Source organism: Candidatus Hydrogenedens sp., assembly GCA_035361075.1.
Taxonomy (GTDB): Bacteria; Hydrogenedentota; Hydrogenedentia; order Hydrogenedentales; family Hydrogenedentaceae; genus Hydrogenedens.
In genome coordinates this window covers 1-26096 of sequence record DAOSBX010000017.1, presented here as the reverse complement: position 1 = coordinate 26096, position 26096 = coordinate 1, and the positions used below count along the sequence as shown (strand labels likewise).

General features: G+C 38.4%; 21 protein-coding genes and 1 tRNA gene. 14 read left to right on the top strand and 8 right to left on the bottom strand.

The window, feature by feature from the left end:
* Window positions 1–128: 128 nt before the first annotated feature.
* The 4 genes from PLJ10_06960 to PLJ10_06945 all read right to left on the bottom strand — a co-directional run bounded on the left by PLJ10_06960 (window position 129) and on the right by PLJ10_06945 (window position 3165).
* Window positions 129–205, bottom strand: a tRNA-His gene (locus tag PLJ10_06960).
* A gap of 58 nt (window positions 206–263) precedes the next feature.
* A complete protein-coding gene (locus tag PLJ10_06955) occupies window positions 264–1199 on the bottom strand; it encodes a GDP-mannose 4,6-dehydratase (protein HOK09385.1) in 936 nt (311 codons plus the stop codon).
* Window positions 1192–2199 (bottom strand): GDP-mannose 4,6-dehydratase, encoded by a 1008-nt coding sequence (gmd, locus tag PLJ10_06950; GenBank protein HOK09384.1) that lies wholly within the window; start codon window positions 2197–2199, stop codon window positions 1192–1194. Before gmd ends, PLJ10_06955 begins: the two co-directional genes overlap by 8 nt.
* 9 nt (window positions 2200–2208) lie before the next feature.
* Window positions 2209–3165: a GDP-mannose 4,6-dehydratase gene (locus tag PLJ10_06945; GenBank protein ID HOK09383.1), complete on the bottom strand. Its 957-nt coding sequence runs from the start codon at window positions 3163–3165 to the stop codon at window positions 2209–2211.
* A 157-nt stretch (window positions 3166–3322) separates the two neighbouring features.
* Between PLJ10_06945 and PLJ10_06940 the strand changes: the two genes are divergently transcribed.
* The 9 genes from PLJ10_06940 to PLJ10_06900 all read left to right on the top strand — a co-directional run bounded on the left by PLJ10_06940 (window position 3323) and on the right by PLJ10_06900 (window position 13556).
* A complete protein-coding gene (locus tag PLJ10_06940) occupies window positions 3323–3673 on the top strand; it encodes a hypothetical protein (protein ID HOK09382.1) in 351 nt (116 codons plus the stop codon).
* A 106-nt stretch (window positions 3674–3779) separates the two neighbouring features.
* A complete protein-coding gene (locus tag PLJ10_06935) occupies window positions 3780–5963 on the top strand; it encodes a tetratricopeptide repeat protein (GenBank protein ID HOK09381.1) in 2184 nt (727 codons plus the stop codon).
* A gap of 91 nt (window positions 5964–6054) precedes the next feature.
* Window positions 6055–7212, top strand: a complete 1158-nt coding sequence (locus PLJ10_06930; protein ID HOK09380.1) for a hypothetical protein — start codon at window positions 6055–6057, stop codon at window positions 7210–7212.
* A 50-nt stretch (window positions 7213–7262) separates the two neighbouring features.
* A complete protein-coding gene (locus PLJ10_06925) occupies window positions 7263–8432 on the top strand; it encodes a redoxin family protein (GenBank protein HOK09379.1) in 1170 nt (389 codons plus the stop codon).
* A gap of 56 nt (window positions 8433–8488) precedes the next feature.
* Complete coding sequence (locus PLJ10_06920) at window positions 8489–9046, top strand: TlpA disulfide reductase family protein (GenBank protein HOK09378.1); 558 nt, start codon at window positions 8489–8491, stop codon at window positions 9044–9046.
* Window positions 9047–9270: 224 nt separating this feature from the next.
* On the top strand, window positions 9271–10227 hold the full coding sequence (locus PLJ10_06915) for a substrate-binding domain-containing protein (protein HOK09377.1): 957 nt from the start codon (window positions 9271–9273) through the stop codon (window positions 10225–10227).
* Complete coding sequence (gene gguA, locus PLJ10_06910; GenBank protein ID HOK09376.1) at window positions 10224–11735, top strand: sugar ABC transporter ATP-binding protein; 1512 nt, start codon at window positions 10224–10226, stop codon at window positions 11733–11735. The genes PLJ10_06915 and gguA overlap by 4 nt, the downstream gene beginning before the upstream one ends.
* Window positions 11725–12723: an ABC transporter permease gene (locus PLJ10_06905; GenBank protein ID HOK09375.1), complete on the top strand. Its 999-nt coding sequence runs from the start codon at window positions 11725–11727 to the stop codon at window positions 12721–12723. Before gguA ends, PLJ10_06905 begins: the two co-directional genes overlap by 11 nt.
* Window positions 12720–13556, top strand: coding sequence for a hypothetical protein (locus tag PLJ10_06900; protein ID HOK09374.1), 837 nt, complete (start codon window positions 12720–12722; stop codon window positions 13554–13556). Before PLJ10_06905 ends, PLJ10_06900 begins: the two co-directional genes overlap by 4 nt.
* Here PLJ10_06900 and PLJ10_06895 read toward each other — a convergent pair.
* Window positions 13553–14275 (bottom strand): hypothetical protein, encoded by a 723-nt coding sequence (locus PLJ10_06895; GenBank protein ID HOK09373.1) that lies wholly within the window; start codon window positions 14273–14275, stop codon window positions 13553–13555. The genes PLJ10_06900 and PLJ10_06895 overlap by 4 nt on opposite strands.
* A 77-nt stretch (window positions 14276–14352) precedes the next feature.
* The gene (locus PLJ10_06890; protein HOK09372.1) at window positions 14353–16080 is read right to left on the bottom strand and encodes a hypothetical protein; all 1728 of its coding nucleotides are present in this window, start codon (window positions 16078–16080) and stop codon (window positions 14353–14355) included.
* 564 nt (window positions 16081–16644) lie between these two features.
* Here PLJ10_06890 and secA point away from each other — a divergent pair.
* Window positions 16645–19392, top strand: a complete 2748-nt coding sequence (gene secA, locus PLJ10_06885; GenBank protein HOK09371.1) for a preprotein translocase subunit SecA — start codon at window positions 16645–16647, stop codon at window positions 19390–19392.
* Window positions 19368–20855, top strand: a complete 1488-nt coding sequence (locus tag PLJ10_06880; protein HOK09370.1) for a transglutaminase-like domain-containing protein — start codon at window positions 19368–19370, stop codon at window positions 20853–20855. The genes secA and PLJ10_06880 overlap by 25 nt, the downstream gene beginning before the upstream one ends.
* 40 nt (window positions 20856–20895) lie before the next feature.
* Here the strand turns inward: PLJ10_06880 and PLJ10_06875 are convergent, their stop codons facing one another.
* Window positions 20896–21900 (bottom strand): aspartate-semialdehyde dehydrogenase, encoded by a 1005-nt coding sequence (locus tag PLJ10_06875; protein ID HOK09369.1) that lies wholly within the window; start codon window positions 21898–21900, stop codon window positions 20896–20898.
* Between the two features lie 111 nt (window positions 21901–22011).
* Window positions 22012–22326, bottom strand: a complete 315-nt coding sequence (gene trxA, locus PLJ10_06870; protein HOK09368.1) for a thioredoxin — start codon at window positions 22324–22326, stop codon at window positions 22012–22014.
* 435 nt (window positions 22327–22761) lie between these two features.
* On the opposite strand from trxA, the gene PLJ10_06865 reads away from it, so the two are divergent.
* The 3 genes from PLJ10_06865 to PLJ10_06855 all read left to right on the top strand — a co-directional run.
* On the top strand, window positions 22762–23799 hold the full coding sequence (locus tag PLJ10_06865) for a DUF1559 domain-containing protein (protein ID HOK09367.1): 1038 nt from the start codon (window positions 22762–22764) through the stop codon (window positions 23797–23799).
* Between the two features lie 236 nt (window positions 23800–24035).
* A complete protein-coding gene (locus PLJ10_06860) occupies window positions 24036–25082 on the top strand; it encodes a prepilin-type N-terminal cleavage/methylation domain-containing protein (GenBank protein ID HOK09366.1) in 1047 nt (348 codons plus the stop codon).
* Window positions 25083–25107: 25 nt separating this feature from the next.
* Window positions 25108–26096, top strand: a 989-nt coding sequence (locus PLJ10_06855; protein ID HOK09365.1) for a prepilin-type N-terminal cleavage/methylation domain-containing protein, incomplete at its 3' end; no start/stop codon positions are given.

The window sequence follows — 26096 nt, the reverse complement described above, 5'->3', positions numbered from 1 at the left end:
TACGGTGGTATCCTATTGACCACCCAGGACTTCGCAATAGTGACGGGCTGGAAATTATACGGATGTTAGATGAAGGGCTTGCTTGGCTCGTAGAACAGGACAACAAGATAAAACAAACCGCATATAACTGGTACCGGGGCTGGGAGTCGAACCCAGGACATCTGGAACCACAATCCAGTGCTCTAACCAACTGAGCTACCCCGGCACCGACTATTATTTTACACAAGAAATGAATAAAAACGCAAGATATGGACTTTTAGCGGTCAGGATGCGTTAGCAAGTTTATCTTTCCAGAATGCCAGTAAATCTATTAATATATTATTTATATCCTTTTTCGGCGACCAACCTATATTCCGTTTAATCTTTTGTGAACTTCCATAAATTTTTTTAATATCGTGCTTCCGTCTTCTTGTGTTTTCAACAACCACTTCTATTTTAAGATTTGTTAATTCTTGAAGAATATCTATCACAGTACTTAAAGCAACTGATATTCCTGAACATAAATTATATACTTCTCCTTCTTCCCCGCAATTGGCAAGCATTTCATAAGCACAAACAACATCATCGACATGCAGGAAGTCCCGCTCTACCTCGATATTGCCAACATATAATACAGGGTCTTTAAGCCCAATCTGCATTTCAGCAAATTGTTTCGCAAAATTGGATAATACAAATCGCTCATTTTGTCCCGCTCCTGAATGGTTAAAAGGTCGCACTACAATAGTAGACAACAGACCATGTCGTGCCAGATATTGGCAGTATAAATCAGAACTGAGTTTTGATATTGCATATGGATTTTGTGGATTTAATGGATGCGTTTCGTCAATAGGCAGAAACACAGGAGGTCCATATACTTCAGAGGTGCTTATAAAAATAAACTTAACATTTTCTCCAAAATATTTCCTGAGTATGTCGGTAAATACTACAACACTATCCGTATTCACCTTGAAACAATTAGAAGGGTCTTGAACTGACTGAGGAACGAATGTAATTGCAGAGAGATAAAAAACATGTGTCAATGGTGGAAGCGTATTTAGAAGGGTTTTAACTTGTTGTTCATCTTGGACATCGCATTGGATAATATTCTTCTGTGGATGAATATCACAGCCAAAGACATCCCAACCACATTGACTTAGGTATCTAAATAAATGTTGACCGACAAATCCACCTGCACCAGTAATTAAAGCACGTTTATTCATGTTTGTACCTTAATTCCCGAATGTGTCTCTCAACAAATTTCAGGTCTGCATCTACCATCATATGAATCAAATCTTCAAAGGAATGCCTCTTTTTCCAACCTAATTTCGCTTTTGCTTTGGAACAATCCCCTAACAGCAGGTTTACTTCTGCGGGACGATAAAACTGTTCGTCAACACGGACATATTTTTCCCAATCCAATCCAACATGAGCAAAAGCAATCTCACAAAATTCACGAACACTATGTGTCTCCTCACTGGCAATGACATAATCATCCGGTTGCTCCTGTTGTAGCATAAGCCACATCGCTTCAATATAATCACCCGCATATCCCCAGTCTCGTTTCGCATCCAAATTACCTAACCTTAATTCATCTTTAAGACCATGCACGATACAAGCAACCCCGTGCGTTATCTTTCGTGTTACAAATTCGAGTCCCCGCCGTGGAGATTCGTGATTAAACAATATTCCTGAGCAAGCAAATATGTCATAACTTTCGCGATAATTCACGGTTATCATGTGTCCATAAACTTTTGCCACCCCATAGGGGCTACGTGGATGAAACGGTGTATTTTCATTTTGAGGTGTCTCTTTTACCTTCCCAAACATCTCGCTGGATGATGCCTGATAAAAACGTATCTTGGGATTGACAACACGTATGGCTTCAAGAACACGGGTTACCCCTAAAGCGGTTACATCACCAGTAAGAATAGGTTGTTTCCACGACGTTGGAACAAATGATTGTGCCGCTAAATTATAAACTTCATTCGGGTCCGCTACTTGGATGGCTTCGATAACGGATACCTGGTCTGTAAGGTCCGCTTGAATTAGATGTATTTGTTCCTGAATATGAGCAATACGTTCAAACGTCTCCGTACTTGAACGTCGAACAATTCCGAACACTTCATATCCCTTCGATAGTAAAAACTCGGCGAGATATGAGCCATCCTGCCCTGTAATTCCTGTGATAAGGGCACGACGTTTTTCTTGATTATTTACCATAAAACTCTCCTAACCTATTTCATAAAATGTTTTAAACCAGCGAACATACCTTCGGATACCTTCTTCAATCGGAATGCAAGGACGATAATCCAGCAATGTACGTGCATGGGTAATATCAGCAAACGTAATTTCTACATCTCCCGGCTGTCTGGGTTGCCAATTTATTTCAACAGGCTTACCAACCGCCTCAGAAATAATCTCAATTAAATCAATCAATTTTGTCGTTCGACTCTCACCCAAATTAAATATCTCATATCGAAATGGACGTTCAATACTTTTGATAAGTCCATCCAAAATATCATCAATGTATGTATAATCTCTTGCTGAAGAACCATCTCCAAAAAGGATAACCGGCTCACCATGGAGAATTTGTTTTGTAAATTTATGTATACCCATATCAGGTCGTTGGCGAGGACCGTATACGGTAAAAAACCGTAGCATTGTTACATTCACACCATACACAGAACTATAAACATGTGCTTGGAGTTCATTTGTCCGTTTTGTAACAGCATAAGGACTAATAGGGAACATTACCGGATCCACCTCAGAATAAGGAATAGCCTTACTACCTCCATACACCGAAGAACTGGATGCAAAGACAAGATGCGATGGCTGAAAATCTCTACACGCATCTAAAATATTCTGCGAACCAATAATATTTACCCTATAATATTCCTCTGGATTTTGTAAAGAGGGACGAACTCCTGCTCGTGCTGCTAAATGAACAACAACCTCCGGGGACTCCTGTTCAAAAATTTCATATATTGCATCTCTATTGCAAATATCTGCTTCATACAACTTAAAATACTCGGACTTAGTAGCACCTTCTATATATCTTCTTTTTATTTCCGGCTTATATGTTGGACTAAAGTCATCAATTCCTATAACCCGATTCTTAAACATAATAAGTCTGTCCGCAAGACTTGAACCAATAAAACCTGCCACTCCTGTAATAAGAACCTTCATGGATCTCCCTTCTGATTTCATGTTTATGTCAATAAAAGTGTAATAAAATGAATTTTATAAAGGCAAACCTAAAACTTTTAGCATTCTCTTTTGTAGAAACCGATTTTTAGTGGTATACTGAAAATTATTTTGTGTCTATACATAAGGAAATTGTAAAATGAAATATTATAAGTGTGATGGCTGTGGAAAAATCTTGAAGCAAGACGAATTGCGTTATCGTATTAAAATAGAAGGTATGGCAATTTACGAACAAAATGAAATTCATCTGGCTGACCTAATTCGTGACCATCAGAATGAAATTTCAGATTTAATCAAAAAGATGGAAAACATGAGCCCAGATGAACTTGAAGAACAAATTTATAAAAATTTTGAATTTGATTTATGTCCTGCTTGTTACAAAATATATATTCGTAATCCAATCATTTTGTTGAAAAACGAATACCTGGAAAAAGATAATGCTAACGGAGCTATAGAACGATTTTTAAACTCACTAAAGAAACCAGAATAAAAAATATATGAGTAGGTTTATTGTTGACAAATAAATTGGTATAATAAGTACATAACTATTAAAAATTAAATAGTGAATACCAAATGAACAATCACCGGGAGAAATTATGAGCCAAGAAATCCCCAATGAAGAAGGATTAGGGGGTGCTTCACTTAGTGAGATAATAGAAGAGGTATGGCAAAATAAACTTACTAAGGTGGTAGAGTTATTTAAATCGAGGGCTTTCGCAGATGCTCTTCCAGTAGCAGAAGAATGTTTCCAATATGCACAACAGAATTTCGATGAGACAGACCCACGATATGCAATAAGTTTAAATAATCTTGCTGAGATTTTACGTGGTTTGCATAGATACACAGAGGCAGAAGAATATGCCCGAAAAGCATTAGCCACACGAATAACAATTTTTGGTGAAGAGCATACAGATGTTGCTAATAGTTATCATACATTAGGCGTTATTTGCCATGAACAAAGAAAATATACCGAAGCAGAGAGAGCCCACTTAAAGGCGTTGGAAATTCGGAGAAAGGTTTTAAGTCAGAAGCATCCAGATATTGCCCGTTCCTTATATAATTTAGCCGGTTTGTATATGACGATGAAGAATTTTGCAGAGGCGGAGAAAAGTGCTCAGGAGGCTTTAGACATTCGTGAGAAAATTCTCGGTCCGATGCACCCAGAAGTTGCTTCAACATTACAACTAATGGGTGATATATATCGTCAGCAAAATGATCTGGTACTTGCGGAGTCGTTATATAGACGGGCATTGGAGATACGCGAAAGTGCATTGGGTTCCAACCACCCAGAAACTGCATTCACGTTAAATGCATTAGGCGTCCTATGTCACGCACAGGGGAAAATACAAGAGGCAATTCATTATACAGAGCGGGCAGTTAACTTATACCGCTCTATATGGGGTAATGCGAGTATTGATGTAGCAAGGGTATTACATAATTTAGCAGGGTATTATCGGACTGTAGGCAGATTTTTTGAAGCAGAACAGTTATATCAAGAATCACTCACAATTAAACAAAGTTTCCTACCACCCAAACATCCTGACATTGCTGTTACATACTATCAATTAGCAGAGTTGTATAAAGCTCAAGGATTCCCTCAAAAGGCGGAACCTCTTAGCATGAAATGCCTTCAAATATGGGAAGAAATATTCGGACCCGAAGATATAAATGTCGGAAACGCTCTTTGCAATTGGGCAGAAGTCCTTAAATGTTTAGGCAAATTACAAGAATCAGAAAAAGCATACGTCAGGGCATTAGAAATTTGGAAAAAGAAATATGGTTCGGAACATCCAAATGTTGCAACGACATTAAACAACTTGGGGGAAGTATATCGTTTTCAGGAACGATTTATTGAGGCAGAACGACATTACCTTGAAGCCATTGAATTATGGCGAAAATTATCTGGACCAGAGCACCCTAATGTCGCTGCTGTACTATCAAATTTAGGTGAACTACGAAAATCAGAGCACCGTTATGAAGAAGCAGAACGATTTTTCCGCCAAGCACTACAAATCCTTGAAAAGAGCATGGGCACTTTTAATAACGCAGTAGCAACCTTGTACCATCAATTGGCACGTCTATTTGAACAGCAAGGAAAATACCCACCTGCGGAAAGTTTGTATCGGCGTGCCTTAGAAATACGAGAGAAAGTATTAGGTCCTCTCCATCCTGATGTTGAAACGATCCTGCAGGATTTAGAAGCCTTATATCTGGCTCAGGGCAAATATGGTTCTGCAGAACCTCTATATCTTCGTTCCTTCGAGATATGGAAATCGGCATATGGCGGTATGGATCACCCCGATTTAGCAAGGGCATTAAATAATTTAGCAGGTGTATATCAAGCACAACGTCGATTTAAAGAAGCAGAAGAATTTTATTTGAAAGCCATCGAGATGAAACAAAGAATTTACGGACCACAACACTTAGAAGTGGGAAAAACCATAAATAACCTTGCCGGGCTATACTACGAAACAAAAAGGTATCAAGAATCTGATATGTATTACCGTGAAGCACTCAAAATTAAACAAAGCTACTTAGGAGAAGACCACCCTGAGTTAGCCACTACATATAATAATATGGGATTGCTATATCTTGCGTTAAAACGGTTCAGCGAGGCAGAGGTATATTTTATCAAAGCATTAGAAATATGGCGAAAAGCATGGGGAGAAAAAGACCCATCTGTTATTTTAGTTCTTAGAAGTCTACAAGATGTTTACAATCAAAGTGGAAATCGGGCAAAACTTGAAGAAGTCCGTAAAAAGTTAATGGAACTCCTTTAATGTTGGCTGTAAATTTGTGGTATACTTTTGCTACATGCAACGTTTTATAATTATCCATAATAAAAGAGTTTGATATAGGATAAACAGCGTAATGAAATGTTTGTATAACTGTATCCAATTGATAATAGTAGGATTATTCCTTTTATTCACCACATCCTGTGGTAGAATTGGCGACCCAGAAACGATAAAAATCGCACGGATTGACAATACATATATTACAAGGGGTGATTTATATCGAATCCTACGAGAGATGGACGACCGAGAACGACCAAAAATAACCAGCCGTGGCGATTTCTTACGGGTTTTAAATCAATACATCGACCAGCAAATTAAAATTCCATTAGGCAAAAAGTTAGCTGAGGAAGGAAAAATATCCCTTAACCGTGAAATAGCCCGAGAACAATTTTTTAAGCAGGCTGGCGATGATGAAGACCAGTTTCGTTCTATCTGGAATATTCCCATTCCAGAAGGGAATACAGTTACACCATTAATGCAGGTTTATAATCTAACTCCTGCAACACTCCGTACAATGAAAGAGTATATCGAGCAAGAAACAGATAAAATCTATGAACGTCTATTAGGAGAACAAGCAGTTGCTTACCTGGTATCAGAAGATTTGAAAGCAGGAAAGTTAAATGTAACTGCAGAAGAATTGGAGAGAGAGTATAATCTACGCAAAAACAGTTTTCACGTATATGAAACAATTAAATTTAGGGGTATTTTCGTGCCTACTACTTTGTCCAATTCCGCAAGAATATGTGCAGAATATCGCAAACAAATAGATAGCGGAAAAGACTTTGACAAACTCGTAGAGGAAATTATACAACAAAAAGAATCCGCTGTTATTGTCCCCGAAATGAAGGATATAAAAATTATCGAAAGTGATATTGAGAATAATCCTGAATCGACAAGATTTCGCGGTTTCTGGACTGTTGCGGAAAATGCAGAACCAGGAACTATTTTAGGCCCTGTTTACATGCCAGAATTCCAAAGAATGGCACGGGATAGCACAGGGGTAGTCAAAGCACAAATTATGCCCGATGCCTACGTAGTCCTAAAAGTCCTTGAACATAACCCAGAACGCATACCAACCATTGAAGAAGTAAAACATCTGCTTGCTCCCAATATCCTAATGGCAAAAAAAATGGAAGAATTAAGAAAATTACATAATGTCGAAATCTATGAAAAAAATATCCCAGACCCGTCATCATCTCGTGACCAATTTACAAATCCATGGGAAGAACTATGACATCGCATTGACAAAAGATATAAAACAAAATAATAAAGAAAGGATTTTCTATGAACATAGGTAAAACAACTTTTTTACTGTTCCTAACTATCACCATTTTTTGCTTCTTTAGCTTATATGCAGAGCAAAACACAGAAAAAACGACTGAAAAACAATCGTTTTTAGACATATTAAAACCTATCCAGAATGCGGAGACATGTAAAGTACAGGTAAAAGCAATTTATACATTAACCGACGACAACAAAATGCAAGATATGCAACATACCTTTAATATCACTACCAAAGGTGACAAATTATCTTTTGTCTCCATGGAGTATAGTCAAGGAACAATACAATTTTTCCGTAACGGTCCCAATATAACAATTTATTCTGATGAAGAGAAAAAGTATATAGAACGAGAAGCTCCTAAAGGGTTAAGGATGTTCAGTTTCATTCAGGGGCTCGAACTAATGGATACAATTCTGTTCGGTGAAGAAGATACTCCTATTAATTTTGAGGTGAAAAAATATGAAGTTGTCTCCAATCCCGATACAGGCACAAAAGAAAAATATTACAAAATCGAAACCGAAAAAGGAGAAACCTACGACCTCTGGTTCTCAGACGAGGCTAATCCACAATTAATAAGAATATCAGCAGAAACCATTCGTTCAGGCAATACTGCAAAAAAAGCCACGTATTATTTCACCGATTGGAAACTTAACTCTGCTGTAGATGATAAGGTTTTCAAATTTACACCACCTGAAGGTGTTACGAAACTTGAGAGAGAAGAAACCAAAGACCCCTTATTAGGCAAAAAAGCCCCAGACTTTACCTTAACCTCATTAGATGGCTCTCAAGTATCTTTGAAAGATTTTAAGGATAAAAAAGTTGTGGTGTTAGATTTCTGGGCAAGCTGGTGTGGGCCTTGTCGAATGGCTATGCCTGTTGTGCAGGCTGTCAGTGAAGAGCTAAAAGATAAAGATGTTGCATTCTTCGCAGTGAATATTCAAGAAGATAAGAATGTAATTACACGATTCATAGAAAAGCAAAATATAAAAATACCAGTACTTATGGATAAAACAGGCAAAACAGCAGAACAATACTTAGTTCAATCCATCCCTCGATTAGTAATCATAGGTAAAGATGGGGTCATTCACGGAGGACATTCAGGATTTTCGCAAGGAATGAGAGAAAGTTTAAAGAAAGAAATTTTAGATATTTTGGAGGGAAAATCAAAATAGAAGATAAAATCTAAAAAAGATGTTATAATAATATGCTGTCTAAGAAGGAAAAGAATATGTTTAAAAAAGAGAGAATTGTTTTAGTACTATTGTTCTCCATAGTAGTAATTTATCTCTCGGTACACTATGGCATTAAGTTCTTAGGAATTAATGGAGATAACCACCCTTTGATTGGCAAAAAAGCCCCTGAACTAACCATTAAGGGGATAGATGGAACTTCCGAAGTTAAATTGTCTTCCTTTTCAGGTAAAAAAGCCATTATCTTGGATTTCTGGGCAAGCTGGTGCGGTCCTTGTCGCCAAGCATTACCTATTATGGAAAATTTAGCAAAACAATACAATCCCGAACAGTTTTCTGTTATTGCAGTAAATGTTTGGGATGGGAATATAGACCAGATTAAAAGATTCCTAAGCGAAAAAAATATTAAAACAGTAAACGTGTTTATCGAAACAGATAAAGAAACAAATGAAAAATTCATGTTTTCGGGGGTACCTGCTATTTTTATATTGGATGGAGACCTAAACATTAAACAATTTTACAGGGGTTATTCCCCTTCTTTAGAAAGAGCCATTAAAAAAACAGTAGAAAAACTAATATCTGAAAAAAATCAATAAGATATTATCATCCTCCTCTTTTAATATGATTTCTAAACCCTTAACTCATCATTTCTTCTTACTTCTATACTCATATTATCCGTAATAAAAACCTATCTGGAATAGACATTACTAAATCATTCTCATCATTATAATTGTCAGATGTAATTGGAGAAACACATATTCTATATATTAAAATGATTTTATTGAAATATAAAATCATTTACAAAAAGAGTAATCTGCTTATGAAAATAGGAAAGAAACTACTATATTTTTCTGTTTTTTTATCTATTACATTTTTTAGTTGTTCAGCTCCTATTGGCAGTAAAGAGCCAGCCCAAAATAATTCTAATAGTGGAGCGGTTGGAGCTTCGTTACTAACACAAACTCACGTTTTCTACCAAGATCTGGCTGGGGCTATGAAAGAAACAGCAAATCAGCGGAATATTAATTTGCGAATTCAGTATGCGGAATTTGACCCTCGCAAACAAAATGACCAGATTGAGATGTTCATTCTACAAGGGGTTCGTGCTTTAGTCGTTGCACCTACAGATTCCAGTGGGATGGCTCCCCTGATAAAGCAAGCGATGGATAAAAAAATACCCGTGTTCACCGTAGACATTGCCGTAAAAGATACGGATGTTATTTGTCATATTGCCTCTGACAATTATCAAGGTGGTGTGTTGTTAGGTGAGTTTTTAGCGAAGCAACTAAACGGGCAAGGTAAAGTCGCTATTATTGACCACCCGACAGTAACCTCGGTTCAGGAACGGGTTAAAGGTTTTGAAGATGCGTTAGCGAAATATCCAGACATAGCCATTGTCCAGAAAATTCCTGGGGAAGGACAACGTGATAAAGCCATGCGTTCCGCTCAGGACCTGATTGCTTCTCGTTCTGACCTCAGTGCAATATTTGGGATTAACGATGACTCAGCCCTGGGAGCATTAGCAGCAATAGAATCCGCAGGATTACAAGATAAAATCAAAATCGTAGGTTTTGATGCAACACCAGAAGCCTGCCAGGCGATTCGCGACGGAAAAGCACTTATTGCCGATATTGCCCAATTTCCAAAGGAAATTGGCAAAGTAGCAATGGAAACAATTGACGAATACTTTAAGGGAGCACAGCCCCCTCGTGTAAAATATGTACCTGTAAAATTAATAACTCGTGAAACTCTACTTTCAGAAGGGTCAAATCTATGAGCGAAACCCTACTACTTGAAATGCGTGATATTACAAAACGATTTCCTGGTGTCCTGGCACTGGATAAAGTAAAATTGGAAGTGCGTTATGGTGAAGTGCACTGTCTGGTCGGCGAAAATGGAGCCGGTAAATCTACATTAATGAAGATACTATCCGGTGCAGTCCCCATGGATTCCGGAGAAATCTTTTTAGAAGGACAACCCATTCATATTATATCTCCATATCATGCTCAACAATTGGGCATCAGTATGATATATCAGGAATTCAACCTTATCCCCTACCTCAGCGTAGCGGAAAATATTTTTCTTGGTCGTGAACCTCGCATTCCCAAAACACCGCTAATTAACTGGAAAAAAATGTACGACGAAGCAACCAAAGTGCTGGAACAGGTTGGCTTAAAACTTGATGTCCGTCTACCAGTTGCAGAGTTAAGTATCGCACAACAACAAATGGTTGAAATCGCTAAAGCACTAAGTATTAAATCAAAAATTATTGTTATGGATGAACCCTCCGCAACACTCACCGACCATGAACTAAAAACATTATTTGAACTGATTAAATCACTACGGAGGCAGAATTTAGGAATTATCTATATCTCACATCGATTGGAAGAATTATATGAGATTGGCAATCGGGTCACCGTAATGCGTGATGGGCAATATGTTGGCACTCACGAAGTATGTGATGTTACCCGCGAAGACTTAATACGGATGATGGTAGGCCGCGAACTTACCGAGGAATATCCAAAAATCTTTTTACCCCGTGGCAAAGAACGTTTACGCGTAGAGAATTTAACACGACGTGGTGCATTTAAAAATATAAGTTTTTCAGTATATTCTGGTGAAATAGTAGGATTAACAGGTTTAGTCGGTGCAGGTCGGACAGAAGTGGCTCGTGCTATTTTCGGTGCAGACCCGATAGATGACGGAAAAATCTATATCGACGGCGAAGAAGTAAAAATTCGTTCCCCTCAGGAAGCAATTAAACATGGTATCGGTCTATTAACGGAAGACCGTAAAAATCAGGGACTTGTTCTCGGCATGACTATTCGTGAAAATACAACCTTAGCAAACCTAAAAGCCATCACAAAAGGCATTTTCTTAAATCTCCCCAAAGAAAGAGAAATTACAGAAAAATATGTGCACGATATTCAGATACGTACCCCTTCCATAGAACAAATCGCCCAAAATTTAAGTGGTGGAAACCAGCAAAAAGTAGTTCTTGCCAAATGGCTATTCACTAATTCACGCATCCTTATCTTCGACGAACCTACCCGCGGAATTGATGTCGGCGCCAAAGCGGAAATTTTCCGACTTATGAATAGACTCTTAGAACAAGGAGTGGCTATTCTTATGATTTCCAGCGAACTCCCTGAAGTTTTAGGCATGTGTGACCGAATCCTTGTTATGCACGAAGGAACCTTAGTCGGTGAACTTTCACGAGATGAAGCGACACAGGAAAAAATCATGCAGTTTGCCACAGGATATAAAAAGCAAAATGTGGCTTAATAAAGGAATAAAAACCTTCTTTTTCCGCTCTTGGGTTCCGTTAACAATTACACTTGTTCTCGAATTTATTATCTTCGAATTTATTGGCAGACAAAAAGCACAACCTGGGTTCGCTTCCTTTCCCACAGTCATACTAATCCTAAATCAATTATCCATCTTCGGGATTATGGCAATCGGCATGACATTCGTAATCATGGCGGGAGGTATCGACCTATCCATTGGCTCATTAGGAGCCATGTCCGGTGTCATCTCTGCCTTAGTAGCGGTTTATATATCATCTATATCTTTACATTTCGTGCCAATAGCATTCTTATTAGGTCCCACTTTAGGCATATTCGTTGGAATTATTATGGGGAGCATAATTACCTTCTTGAATATCCAGCCTTTCATCGTCACACTTGCCTTTATGAGTTTGCTCCGTGGGTTAGCAAATATCATAACCAATGGGAAACCTATCAGTCCTGTTCCAGATAATTTCTTAATGTTAGGTCGGGGTATGTGTCTTCAAATTATACCCATCAGTGTCGTTATTTTCGGACTGATATTTTTTTTGGGATTAATTATCCTTCATTACACCTCTTTAGGCAGACATACCCTCGCCATTGGTGGAAACGAAGAATCGGCTCGCCTTAGTGGGGTTCCTATACAAAAAGTAAAACTTTCTATATATATATTATGCAGTGCCCTCTCTGCGTTAGCAGGCGTTATTTTAGCCTCACGAATGGGTTCTGGTAGTCCAAAGGTAGGTATCGGCGATGAACTTGCGGTTATCGCAAGTGTTGTAATCGGTGGCACAAGTTTGAGCGGAGGAAAAGGTTCCCTTTGGGGAACACTATTAGGATTGTGCGTCGTATTCACATTAAATAGTGGACTTAATTGGATTGGAATCGAAACCTTTGGACAGCAAGTAACATTGGGACTCGTCATATTAACAGCAGTTCTTATTGATAAAATCCAAGGAAAACTAAAAGAGCAACAACCGAAATGATTATTCCTCCGTTGTACCTTTCTCCGCTTATTGCTCTATGCCTTGCTATTATTAATAGCTCCGCACAGCCTTCACAACAACAAACAGACATGTTAAAACAGGCACAGCAAAAGATATTAAATTATGTTCACATCCATAAATCTCAATTTCGGGTCGAAGACCTTGTCTTGTTAGATTATCTCTACCGTCGATTCAACCTTGATCATGAATTTTCGTTTAAACATTCTTTCACTCGTATCCCAAGCCGACAAGATATACAATCATTAGAAGTTTATGGAAGGTTAGTAAACTACACATCTATTCCATGGAAAAAACCAATAAAAGCAGAACCATTTATTTGGATGGAAATACAGGCACTATTCATAGAAAAACAAGATGGTTGTCCATCAAAACAAAAAATATTATCAATATTAAAAAAACAACTTTATGAAGGTGGTTATTCTACGACACATACAGCATTAGCATTAGGTTGGTTTATAGAACAAGGTTGCTTATCTGAAACAGACCCAGAGGTAATCCAGTTCAAACAAGAAATTACCCACCAACTATTAAACATATCACAAACAATCACATACCCAACAGATTTAAAAACAGAGGCATTGGCATTTATTTGTTATCTCGGAGAAAAAAATAATGTCGACGCAAACAATTTTATCCAATTATTAACCTACCAGAGGGATGACGGTGCCTTTTCAGGCACTAAAAATCCCAACGACGGGATTAATGTCCACACCACATTACTAATGCTTTGGCTTACCTATGAGTTCCTAAATAAACAAACGAATTACTCAGAACCTATGATTATTCCCCTTAAAAAGAAACCCGCAAATTAATGCAAAAACCGAACTGTGTCCTCAGAACCTGGTTCCCGTACCCCAATACAATATGGAGCAACCCGTGAAATACCTTCTTTCCCCAAAGGCTGTTTAGGTGGCGGCGCTGATTTTTGGACAGCAGGAGGACTATTCAATGGTTGTTTTGCTGGAGGTTGTTTTATTGCTTGTTGTGGAGGACTACTTAATGGTTTTTTAGGAGGAGGTGCTGATTTCGGTTCTGCTGGCGGGGCAGTCAGTGCTTTCTTCGCCTGCGGTTGACGAATAGCCTGGGCTGGCGGATTACTCAACGCCTTTTTAGGGGGAGGGGCTAATTTCGGTTCTGCTGGCGGGGCAGTTAATGCCTTCTTCACCTGCGGTGCTTTTATGGGCTGTGCTGGTGGATTATTGAGAGGATTTTTCTTTGGTGGAGTAGAAATCGCCGTAGCTGGCGGATTGTTCAACGACTTTTTAGGTGGAGGTGACTCTTTGGGTTCTGCTGGTGGTGCCGTTAACGACTTTTTTGCTTGAGGTGCTTTTATTGGTTGTGCAGGTTCATTTTCCAGTGGAACACGAGAAGGTGGTTTACTAATCTGCTTTGCAGGTGGCTGTATTGCAAATCGAGAATGATATGGACCACATCCTTTATCTCCTGTTTCCTGTTGTTGTGCAAAACATGAAATAATACTCACCACAAAGAAAACAAATAGCAACAAGAAAATTATTTTATCGTGTTTCATCCACAAAACCATTTTATTTTCACCAACACGTTATAATTCTTAATATTGCATCACTTCTCACTACTGAGAAAACCATACTACTGTTGAGCAGGTGGTGCTACAGGACGAATTCCTCCCGGTGGTGCTGCTGGAGGTGGAACAAGGCGTGGTGCACCACCACCGCCACCACCACCTTGCTGTGCAGCACGCTGTTGTGCTTCTTGCATCGCTTGCTCATAACGAACTTTCGCAATCTTTGCTTCTTCAATACGCTTTTTGGAAAGTTCAATTACATTTTGTTTTTGTTGTGTTAATGTCGGATTCTCATCATCTGGAATCACGCTAACAATACTTTCCACTTTCGAATAAGCAGATATGGCTTCTTCGAACCTGTTACTTTCCTTATGCTGGTCCCCTTGGTCAATCGCATCGCTCGCACGGTCTAACACTTCATTTATAACATCAGAAATACTTTTCTTAACTCTTCGCAATCCGCCCTTGGCATTGCTTTCCAAATCTTTGAAGCGATCATCCACAGAATTATACAAACTCACTGCAATACGATAGGTCAATATTGCATTTCCATAGTCACCCGACAACCGATATTTTTCCGCTTCTTCTTGGGTCTTCTCCGCTTGAGAGATAATAGTCACTAACATATTTCGATATTCTGTTCGTTCCTTTATTTCCTGATACGTTTGCTGTATCATATTAACAATCTCTTGATTTTCTCTATCAAATTCAATTGCTTGCTGAAAACTATATAAAGCATTGTTCAGATCTTCTTCTTTACCTCCCGGTTGATTAGCACGAGCAAGACTGGTTTGCCCTTGATCATAATAATATTTACTTAACTTTTTCGCTATAGTATTCCGAAGTTCTCCCGCTGACACAGTATATGCACTTCGCCATAACTGGACAGCCCGATTTTTCGCCTCCGAAGAATTCATACGATAAAACGCGTCGCCAATACGGTTCACCGCCTCAGGGGGAGTTAGGCTCAGTTTTGTAAAGTTTTCATATACTTTATCTGCCTGAAACATATTCTTCTTTACATCAAGCAGAAATTCAATTTCTTTCACAAAATACCATGCCCGAGTACGGTCAGATGGGGGACTTACCCAAACCCCCTCATCCTCAGGTCGTAACACGGTGTACCAGACATCAGAGACTGCTCTAACAGTCCGCACAAAATAATCCAGTCCTGCTTTTGCAAGTAATCCATTATATCCTTTACCAAGACGATAATCATTTGCGATAAGTCGTTTGTTCTCCACAAAGTATGGACGCCGTTCTGAAAAATATTTTTTTACATCAATAATAAAATTTCTCTGCGTTTGCTGTGCTTGATATGCATAAGAGTCCAACTGTTTATCTATATCTTCATTTACTACCTTTTGAAGTTGTCGTTCTTCATCTGTCCACGCAAACCCATAAGGAATCATCAAATCCGCTACTAATGCGGAGAGAACACCTAAACGATACGCATAATAAGAAGATGGTCCAAATCTCCGAATATCCCGTAGCAATTGAATTTCTGACGTTATTGCCGAAAATATAGCCTCTTCATTTTCAAATGAATAAAATTCCGCTATGGTCTGCCATCCATCCGCCGAACCCTGTATCGCCTCCTTCTCATAACCAACACCAGCAGAGCCCGACGGTCGAAATGTATATGGGAATTCAGACTGTATCATCTGAATAGCCATTGCCGTTATTGCCTGCTTCGCACGGGGACCCCATGCATAAGCCGATGAAAACATACCCATTATTTGAAAAAATAAAATACCAATTAAAATTAATTTCATCCTCATAAATCTTTCCATCGTTAAAACTCCATATTACATTTTTAACATCAATAACTTTATACCTATAAATAATAAAACATTATACTACTTTTTTTGCAAAATTAACACAATTTTATCTTTACCGTCAAGATTTTTATCACAACAATTTATAAAATAAATTAAATATTTACTTATATGAGAATTATAACCTAACACTGGGTCTCTATAAAAGAATAATTATACTTGACATAAAATAAAAAATGATACTCCGTAAAAATCTATTTGCTATATAAGCAATAATTAAATTCGTGTATAATAATACACCCAATACGAATTTAAATATATTCAAAGGAGAGAGAATTAAATTTTTTAAATAGAAACTGAAATCGGATAGCCTACAATCGTTTGAGAGAATAAAAAACATTCGTGAATAAAAACAACAAAAAATAATATTTAGTTAAAGATAACATATAATATAATTAACTCTGAACGAAGATAAACATATAATTAGTTACAAATTTTATAGTTTACAACGTTTATTAATAATCGAATAATCACAAGTGAAAACGAAATGCTATCTTCAAATAAAAGGGACTCAAAACAGTGATATTCAAAGTTATTGAATGGATATTCGGTTCAAGTAAAGAACGAGCGGTGCGGAAACTTCTACCGTTGTTAGATGCAGTCCGTGAAGAAGAACCTCGTATCGTCAAAATGACAAATGCAGAGTTGCGAAACCAAACAGCAATATTAAAAGAAAAACTCTCGCAAGGTGCAAGTTTGGATGATTTACTTCCCCATGCTTTTGCGGTAGTTCGTGAAACAGCCAAACGAGTTGTTGGGTTAAGACCTTTTGACGTGCAGATTATTGGTGGCATTGTTCTCCATCAAGGTGGCATTGCAGAAATGGTTACAGGCGAAGGAAAGACATTAGTTGCTACAATGCCTGTATACTTAAATGCCTTAACTGGAGAAGGCGTACATGTAGTTACCGTAAATGACTATTTAGCACGCCGTGACGCGGAATGGATGGGACCTATCTACCAGTTCTTAGGTCTAACCGTTGGACTCATCCAACATGACATGGGACTCTATGAACGACAGGTAGGATACCGCGCAGACATTACCTACGGTACCAACAACGAATTCGGTTTTGATTACCTACGCGACAACATGGCTGTAAGAAAAGATTTCCAAGTTCAACGCGGATTAAATTATGCTATTGTCGACGAGGTCGACTCCATACTCATTGATGAAGCAAGAACACCCCTTATTATTTCAGGTCGTCCTGAACGTAGCTCAGATATTTACGTAAAGGTAGACGAGGTCGTTCGCAGGTTACGTCGTGGCGAACATTACGAAGTAGATGAGAAACAGCGATATGTATTGATAACCGACGAAGGCATGGAACAGGCAGAACGATTATTAGGAGTTGATGACCTTTTCACAGATACCAATATCGGCATTGTCCATATCTTGGAACAATCCATTCGTGCCCATAATTTATATCATCGAGACAAAGACTATATTGTCCGCAATGGCGAAGTACTTATTGTTGACGAATTTACAGGTAGAGCCCTTGAAGGACGGCGTTACTCTGACGGATTACATCAGGCGATTGAAGCAAAAGAACGTGTGCCTATCCGTTTCGAATCACAGACAATAGCCACTATTACTTATCAGAATTACTTCCGAATGTATAAAAAATTAGCAGGTATGACAGGAACCGCTATCACTGAAGCTTTAGAATTCAGTAAAATCTACGGATTGGAAGTAACACAAATACCAACAAATTTACCCTTAATCCGTGAAGACTTGAATGACCTCGTCTTTGCAACAGAAAACGGTAAATTCCATTATGTCGTAAAAGAAATTCAACGAATTCATGCAACAGACCGACCTATCCTCGTCGGAACTGTAAGCATAGAAAAATCGGAAAAATTATCAGCAATGCTCCAGGAAGTAGGAATTGACGATTTCCAGGTTTTAAATGCAAAACATCACGAACGCGAAGCCGTGATTATCGCTAACGCTGGAAAAAAATCCGCAATTACAATCGCCACCAACATGGCAGGACGTGGTACAGACATCAAATTGGCTGAAGGTGTCCGTGAATTAGGTGGATTATATATCATTGGCACAGAACGACACGAAGCACGTCGTATTGACAATCAATTACGAGGCCGTGCTGGCAGACAAGGTGACCCTGGCACCACACGTTTCTACGTAAGTCTTGAGGATGAAGTAGCCCGTCTGTTCGGTGGCGACCGCGTTAAACGTCTACTGGATATGTTCGGTAGTAATAGCGAAATGGATGCACAACCATTAAGTCAAAGAATGGTTTCGAGGTCAATTGAACGAGCCCAAAGACAAGTTGAAGAGTACAACTACGAAATTCGAAAACACCTCCTTGAATATGATGAAGTCATGGATAAACAAAGAAAATATATCTACGCAATGCGTCAGGATGTGCTTGAAGATAAAGATGTAACTGAACGATTAAAGGAAATGTTCTCTAATATTATTGCCGACACCCTTGACCAATTTGCCCCAGAAGACCAATTACCAGAACAATGGGACATAGAAGGACTTCAAAAACAATTAAAGAAAATTTTCGGTATTGATTTCGACTTAAGTGGTGAATCCGATGACGAACCTTTATCTTTGCAAGAAAGTATATTAAAACAAGTTTTGAAAGAATACGAACATCGACATGAACTTCTTGAAAAAGAATTACAAAAACAGTATGAGAATCAAATAAAAGAAGGCATGTCCTTACCACCAGTAAACTTTAAAAAGTTAGCACGAAAACGCATTCACGAATTGGAATTAATGGTTCTTTTACGAGCAGTAGATGAAAAATGGATTGACCATCTTTACGAAATGGATTATTTACGCGAATCGGTGCGATTGCGTGCTTATGGACAACGGGACCCCTTACTCGAATATAAACAAGAGGCTTTCGAACTATTCCAAAATCTGATACAGTCCATCGAGATGAATGTTGTCCAATCCCTGTTCCGAATCACCGACCCTGAATATCGCAAAAAACGCCAAATACCAATACGCACCTCCGCTGGAACTGCGGAGGATGACCCCTTCGCACATTTGCAACGATATAGTTACATCGCAGCGGACAAAGAAGCTGACCGTAGTTTTTCTGCTTTCGATACCCGAAAATTCGCATTAGGTGGACAATCTGTGCCAGATGGTTCATCAAAGGAAGAAAGTGAAGAAGAAAAACCGAAACGTGTCCCTGTTCGCGTAGGACCCAAAGTAGGACCTAATGACCCTTGCCCCTGTGGCAGTGGAAAGAAGTATAAAAAATGCTGTGGAAAACAACTCGTCTAATAGTCTATATCGCTATCATCCTGTTCTGGGCAGGCATGATGACCCTGCTTTTTATTCGCGAAGGATACTTTTCAAAATCCTCATGGTCATTCCCCCAAAAACGTTGGGAAGAACCTAAAGAATGGGTTGTCGGTTTATATACAAATGATGATAAAAGAATCGGATTTATCCAAACTTGGACACAACCTGACCAGCTGAGTCCATACGGACCCGCCTTCAAATTAAATCTCCTTTCCCGTTTGGAAACAGTTATCTTCTCAACACCAGTAAAATTATCTATTGATGGTTTCGCATGGTTCAGTGAAAAGAAAGGGTTAGAAAATTTTCAGTTGACTTTTCGTTCTGAAGATATACGAATTATGATTTATGGAGAATACAATGACCAACAATTGAAAGGTAAAATCATCACAGGAAAGGAAGAAATTCCTTACTCAATACCCGTAGGTAAAAATGTCTTATTGGCAGGTGGACCAGCATTACCACTCATGGATACCCCAGTATTAGAACCAGGACAAAGTATCTCCGTTGACGTTTTTGACCCCTTGTCAATGTCTACTCAAAAGGCTATCATCACCTCCCAAGGTAAAGAATTATTACACGTAATAGGAGAGGAAGTTGAGACGTATCGCATGACTGTTACCCTTGGTGGATTAACTTCAACTATATGGGTTACACCTGACCAGGACCTCATTCAGGCACATACACCGTTCGGATTAAAGTTAAAAAAAATTAGCACAACCGAAGCTCTCAATACACGCCCTGAAGATACAGGAAATTTAATCGTAAGCACAGCCATAAAACCTAAAGGGGTAAAACCTTTTAGAGGTGCCAAACAAATGTGGGTAAAGATTGATGGTATTAGTGAAACAAATCCACTCCCAACAAGCCCATATCAGGTACACACACCCCAAGGATATTTTATTAGCCCACCCGTTGAAGTAAAATCTGTTCCGTTAACAGAAAAATTGATTAGGGATATCCCACCAAACACTTTATCTGGTGATGCATTTGTGCAGGTTGAACATCCAAAAATTAAACAACTCGCACAAGAAATTGTTGGAAATGAACAAGACTTATGGATAAAAAGCAAAAAAATCTTCGATTGGGTATACAACAACATCGAGAAAAAAATCACAATAAACATTCCTTCTGCCCTTAGTGTGCTTGAATCAAAACAAGGTGATTGTAATGAACATACCGTTCTCTTTACTGCCCTCGCTCGTGCAGTAGGAATACCCACACGCGTCTGTTTAGGGCTGGTATGGAGCGATGAACTGCAAGCTTTCGGTTATCATGCATGGGCAGAAGTCTTCGTTGGCGATTGGATTCCTATTGACCCCACACTAAATCAGCTAATAGCAGATGCTACCCACATTAAATTGCTCCATGGTAACATCGAACAATGGACGCACCTCTCATCATATATGAATCAAATCCAACTCGAAATTACCTACATTGAATAAAACAACTCAGAAATAAATCTCACTTCTTAACGCAGACAAATCACAAATACTCCGCGATTTGAACTGCATTATATGCAGCACCCTTTAGTAAATTATCCGCAACAATCCATAAATCAAGTGCGGAAGGATGAGATATATCCTCACGAATCCTACCGACAAAAGTTTCCCAACGCCCCACTGCAATGGTAGCAAGTGGATATAATTGTTTTGCAGGGTCATCCATCAAAATAACTCCTGGAGCGTTTGATAGAAGTTTACGGGCTTCATCTGCGGTTATCTTCCGCTCTGTTTGTATATTAACTGATTCACTATGGCTATTAATCACAGGAACACGAACGGTTGTCGCTGTGACTTGGATACTTGGGTCGCCCATAATCTTCTTCGTTTCATTGACCATTTTCATCTCTTCATTTGTATAGCCATTCGCCTCAAACGCATCCTTCTGAGGTATCTGAGGAATGCAGTTAAACAAAATCTGGTGCGGAAAAACGTTAACTCCAATCGGTTTCCCTTCTATATACGCACGCATCTGGTCCAATAATTCCTGCACTGCTTTTTGTCCTGCACCAGAGACTGCCTGATAGGTAGAAACAACAACTCGTTTTATCTTCGCATAATCATGTATCGGCTTCAAAACGACAACCATCTGTATCGTGGAACAATTCGGATTCGCAATAATTCCCTTATGATTCTTTATCTCATGGGCATTAACTTCAGGCACTACTAACGGAACCTCCGGATCCATCCGCCATGCACTTGAATTATCAACAACAACACATCCATCTTTTACTGCAATCGGTGCAAATTTTTTACTCGTGCCTCCACCCGCACTAAACAGGGCAATCTCAACCCCTTTAAATGAATTCTCATCCAGAACCTCAACATCTATTTCTTCACCCTTAAAAGGCAATTTCCTTCCACGTGAACGTTCCGATGCAAGAAATTTAATCGATTTTATCGGAAAATTCCTTTGCTCTAATGTCTCTATCATTTTTCTACCGACTAAACCTGTAGCACCTACAACAGCAACAGACCTCAGATTCATATAGAACTCTCCTAATATTAATTTTTTTGTTTTTATACTCTACCTATTAATAAACTAATTATCAGGGAAGTGTTATTAGTTTGTATTATTTAAAATTATGTCCTGAAAATACTAACCTAAAAATGACTCAAGTGCTGAAGAAATAACTGCTTTTTGAGTTAAACCTATAAACCGTTTTACTTCATTTCCATCTTTCAATATTACCAGTGTCGGAATACTCGAAACACCAAATTGTTCCGCCAACTCCATCTCCTCATCTACATTCACTTTTCCTATCTTAACTCTACCTTCATATTCCTTAGCCAACTCATCAATAATTGGACTTATCATTCGACACGGACCGCACCACTCTGCCCAAAAATCAACTAAACTAACTCCTGTAGATGTTTCAGATGCAAAATTATCTTTCGTAAATCTCAATGACATATTTGTCTCCTTTAATATAAAATATTCTTAATAAGAATGCATAATTATACGTATAATATATCTTTCTTTTCAAATAAAGAATTTCACCAAACATAGTAAAAATAAAATTCAAAAAATAACTATCAAAGTTATACAAAAAACTTTAATCTATAAAGGCTCCTTTTAAAAATTTTATAACTATGAATAACCCAAAATGTGTTCTTTAATTTTATCAAAGTCTATAAATACCTATTTTATTCCCTTAAAATTTATTTGTTCTCCCTTTTAATTTTTATTGACATTCATATAATTTTATATTATAATAGAATTAGATTCATATTATATAATTGTATTTATTTCTTTAACTCAGTAAGAAAGGAGGTGAGAAGGATAAAAAATCGATTTATTATTTTAATTAATATAATAATTCATTTTTTAGAGTAAGGAGAACAAACAATGAGGAAACATGGCTTCACATTAATTGAATTGCTTGTCGTTATAGCAATCATAGGTATTCTTGCAGCGATATTACTGCCTGCATTAGCACGTGCCCGTGAAGCGGCCCGTCGCTCCAGTTGCCAGAACAACCTCAAACAATGGGGATTAGTGTTTAAGATGTATTCGAATGAATCCAAAGGAGAACGTTTTCCACCGTTAGAATTAGAAGCAGCACAACGCGATGATAACGGACAATGGGATTTATTTTTTGCCGCAGGACCTAAAGTAAAGGCTATTTATCCTGAATATCTAACTGACCCATCCATTGTTATTTGTCCATCCGATTCTCAAGACACTGTCAATGACACATTAAAAGGTGATAGTTTCCCCACATTAGGAATAACACCAGATGACTTCCATTTCGGTTTCTATCTCGGTGGTGGAACAGGTGTTAATGTAATTGATGCCAGTTACGCTTACTTCGGCTGGGTATTCGACCGTATGGGAGACAATCCAGGAGATTTAGTACCGATAAATTCACTTCCACCTGAAGTGCAAATGTTTGTAAATCTAATCGGAAGTGTGAGTTTAACAGGAGACCAGCTCGTTCCTGCTCAACTTCCACTTGCCATCGCTCAATTGGCTCTTAACCATCCACAAGGTGTAGCAGCAATACAAGCAGCCGATTCACATTCTGCCCCAAGCCCAGCTCAAATTACAGATTTAAATAATGGTGTGGATGGTGATGTTTCTGGCAGTTTGCTCGTAGGCTACGGTAATGGTGGCTCAAATACAGTCTACCGTCTTCGTGAAGGTATTGAACGATTTATGATTACAGATATTAATAACCCTGCCGCTACAGCACAAGCACAAAGTAGTATCTTTATTATGATTGACCAATTAGGCACAGGTGGAACAACTCTACTTTTCAATCACATTCCTGGTGGTTGTAATGTATTATATCTCGATGGTCATGTCGAATTTATTCGCTACCCAACGAAACAACCCATCAACCAGGGTGTAGCAAATATCATGGGATTATTTGAAGCCTCATAATTGATTTCTTACAGCCTTCTTAATATGAATTACCTTGTCTGCAAACGACAAGGTAATTCACTTTTAATAACATTTTTGCAAATAATCTTATAGTACACAACAAAGGGTGTAGTTGAAAATAAAAACAGAAAACCATAAATGCACGAATAAAAATTAATTGACTTACAAACTATTTCTGATAATATAATAAAAAGAAGATAAAAAATAATCTTTCATTGTTTTAAGGAATTTCAACGATGAAGAAACAGGGTTTTACTTTGATTGAACTACTGGTTGTCATTGCCATCATCGGCATCCTTGCATCAATATTACTACCTGCATTAGCACGAGCACGCGAGGCAGCGCGTCGTTCCAGTTGTCAAAACAACCTGAAACAATGGGGATTGATTTTTAAAATGTATGCCAACGAATCAAAAGGTGAAAAATTTCCTCCCATGGATGTAGAAGCGGAACGAAATGACTATTACGGTATATATTCCAATTATTTCAATGTGGGACCAAAAGTAAATGCTGTCTATCCTGAATACTTAACAGACCTATCAATAATTATCTGTCCATCCGATTCTAAAGAAACTATTCAATCCTTAAAAGCCGTGAGTTTAGAACCACAAATAGCCGAAGCCTTAGGATTAGCACCTGAGGATTTTCATATCAGTTTTCACCTTCACGGAGAATGGGGAGTTAACATGATTGATGCAAGTTATGCCTATTTAGGATGGGTATTTGACAAATCGGGAGACAATCCATCAGATTTGCTAAAGGTCAGTGAACTGCGTCAAGAAGTAAATTTGCTTATTCAATTTATTGAACAGGGTTCACTTTCAGAGGATCTATTAGTGCCTGCTCAGTTCCCTTACGCTTTTACACAGATGATATTAAATAGTCCCGAAGCGGTAACAGCCATGTATACCGCTCGCAATCACGGAGAACCCACACCAGCACAACTTACAAAACTATATCAGACCATTGACAGTGATATATCAGGCGAATTACTTGAAGGATTCGGCAACGGAGGTTCAAATACTGTGTATCGTCTTCGTGAGGGAATTGAACGATTTCTAATAACAGATATTAATAATCCTTCTGCCTCCGCTCAGGCACAAAGTACTATCTTCGTAATGTTCGACCAGATAGGTGCCCGCGGAACAATTACATTGTTTAATCATTTGCCTGGCGGGTGTAATGTTCTGTATTTAGATGGACATGTAGAATTCATTCAATACCCAACAAAACAACCTGTTAACCAACCAATAGCAAATATTATGTCATTGTTCTCAGCATAGATTAATACAAAAGAGAGTGTGATAAATGAAAAGAAACGGTTTTACACTTATTGAATTATTAGTCGTCATTGCCATCATTGGCATCCTCTCCTCAATATTACTACCTGCATTAGCACGAGCACGCGAGGCGGCGCGTCGTTCCAGTTGCCAAAACAACCTGAAACAATGGGGATTAATCTTCAAAATGTACGCTAACGAATCGAAAGGTGAAAAATTTCCACCTATTGAATTAGAAATCGCTCAAAAAGAAGATATAGGAGTATGGGAACTATACATGGCAGTAGGTCCCAAAGTGAAATCTATCTATCCCGAATATCTGACCGACCCTTCAATTATTATTTGTCCCTCAGATGCAAACGATACAGTCGAAAAAACTCTTAAAGGTTATACTTCTGTGCCATTAAATCTCACACCTGACGATTACCATTTCTGTTATTACCTCGGTTACTACCAGGGCGTCGCAGTCATCGACGCAAGCTATATCTATTTCGGTTGGGTCTTTGATAAAATGGGAGATAATCCTAATGATTTACTACAAATTAATCAACTACCACCAGAAGTAAATATATTTATACAAATTATAAGTCAAGTCAACCTCCCCGGTGAAAAAACAGTGCCTGCTCAACTACCATTAGCCCTGCTACAAATGGCTCTAAACCATCCTCAAGGAATTGTTGGCATGCAAATAGCAGAAGGAAATGGTCAACCCTCTCCTGAACAGGTTAAAGACTTAAACATGGCTGCGGATGGCGATATTACAGGTGACCGCCTTACTGGCTTCGGAAACGGAGGCTCAAATACTGTATATCGTCTTCGCGAAGGTATCGAACGATTTTTGATAACTGACATCAACAATCCATCAGCCACCACTCAGGCACAAAGCACTATCTTCATTATGTTAGACCAATTAGGTGCAGGTGGAACTATTAATCTGTTTAACCATATTCCCGGCGGTTGTAACGTCCTATATCTTGACGGACATGTTGAATTTATCCACTACCCAACAAAACAACC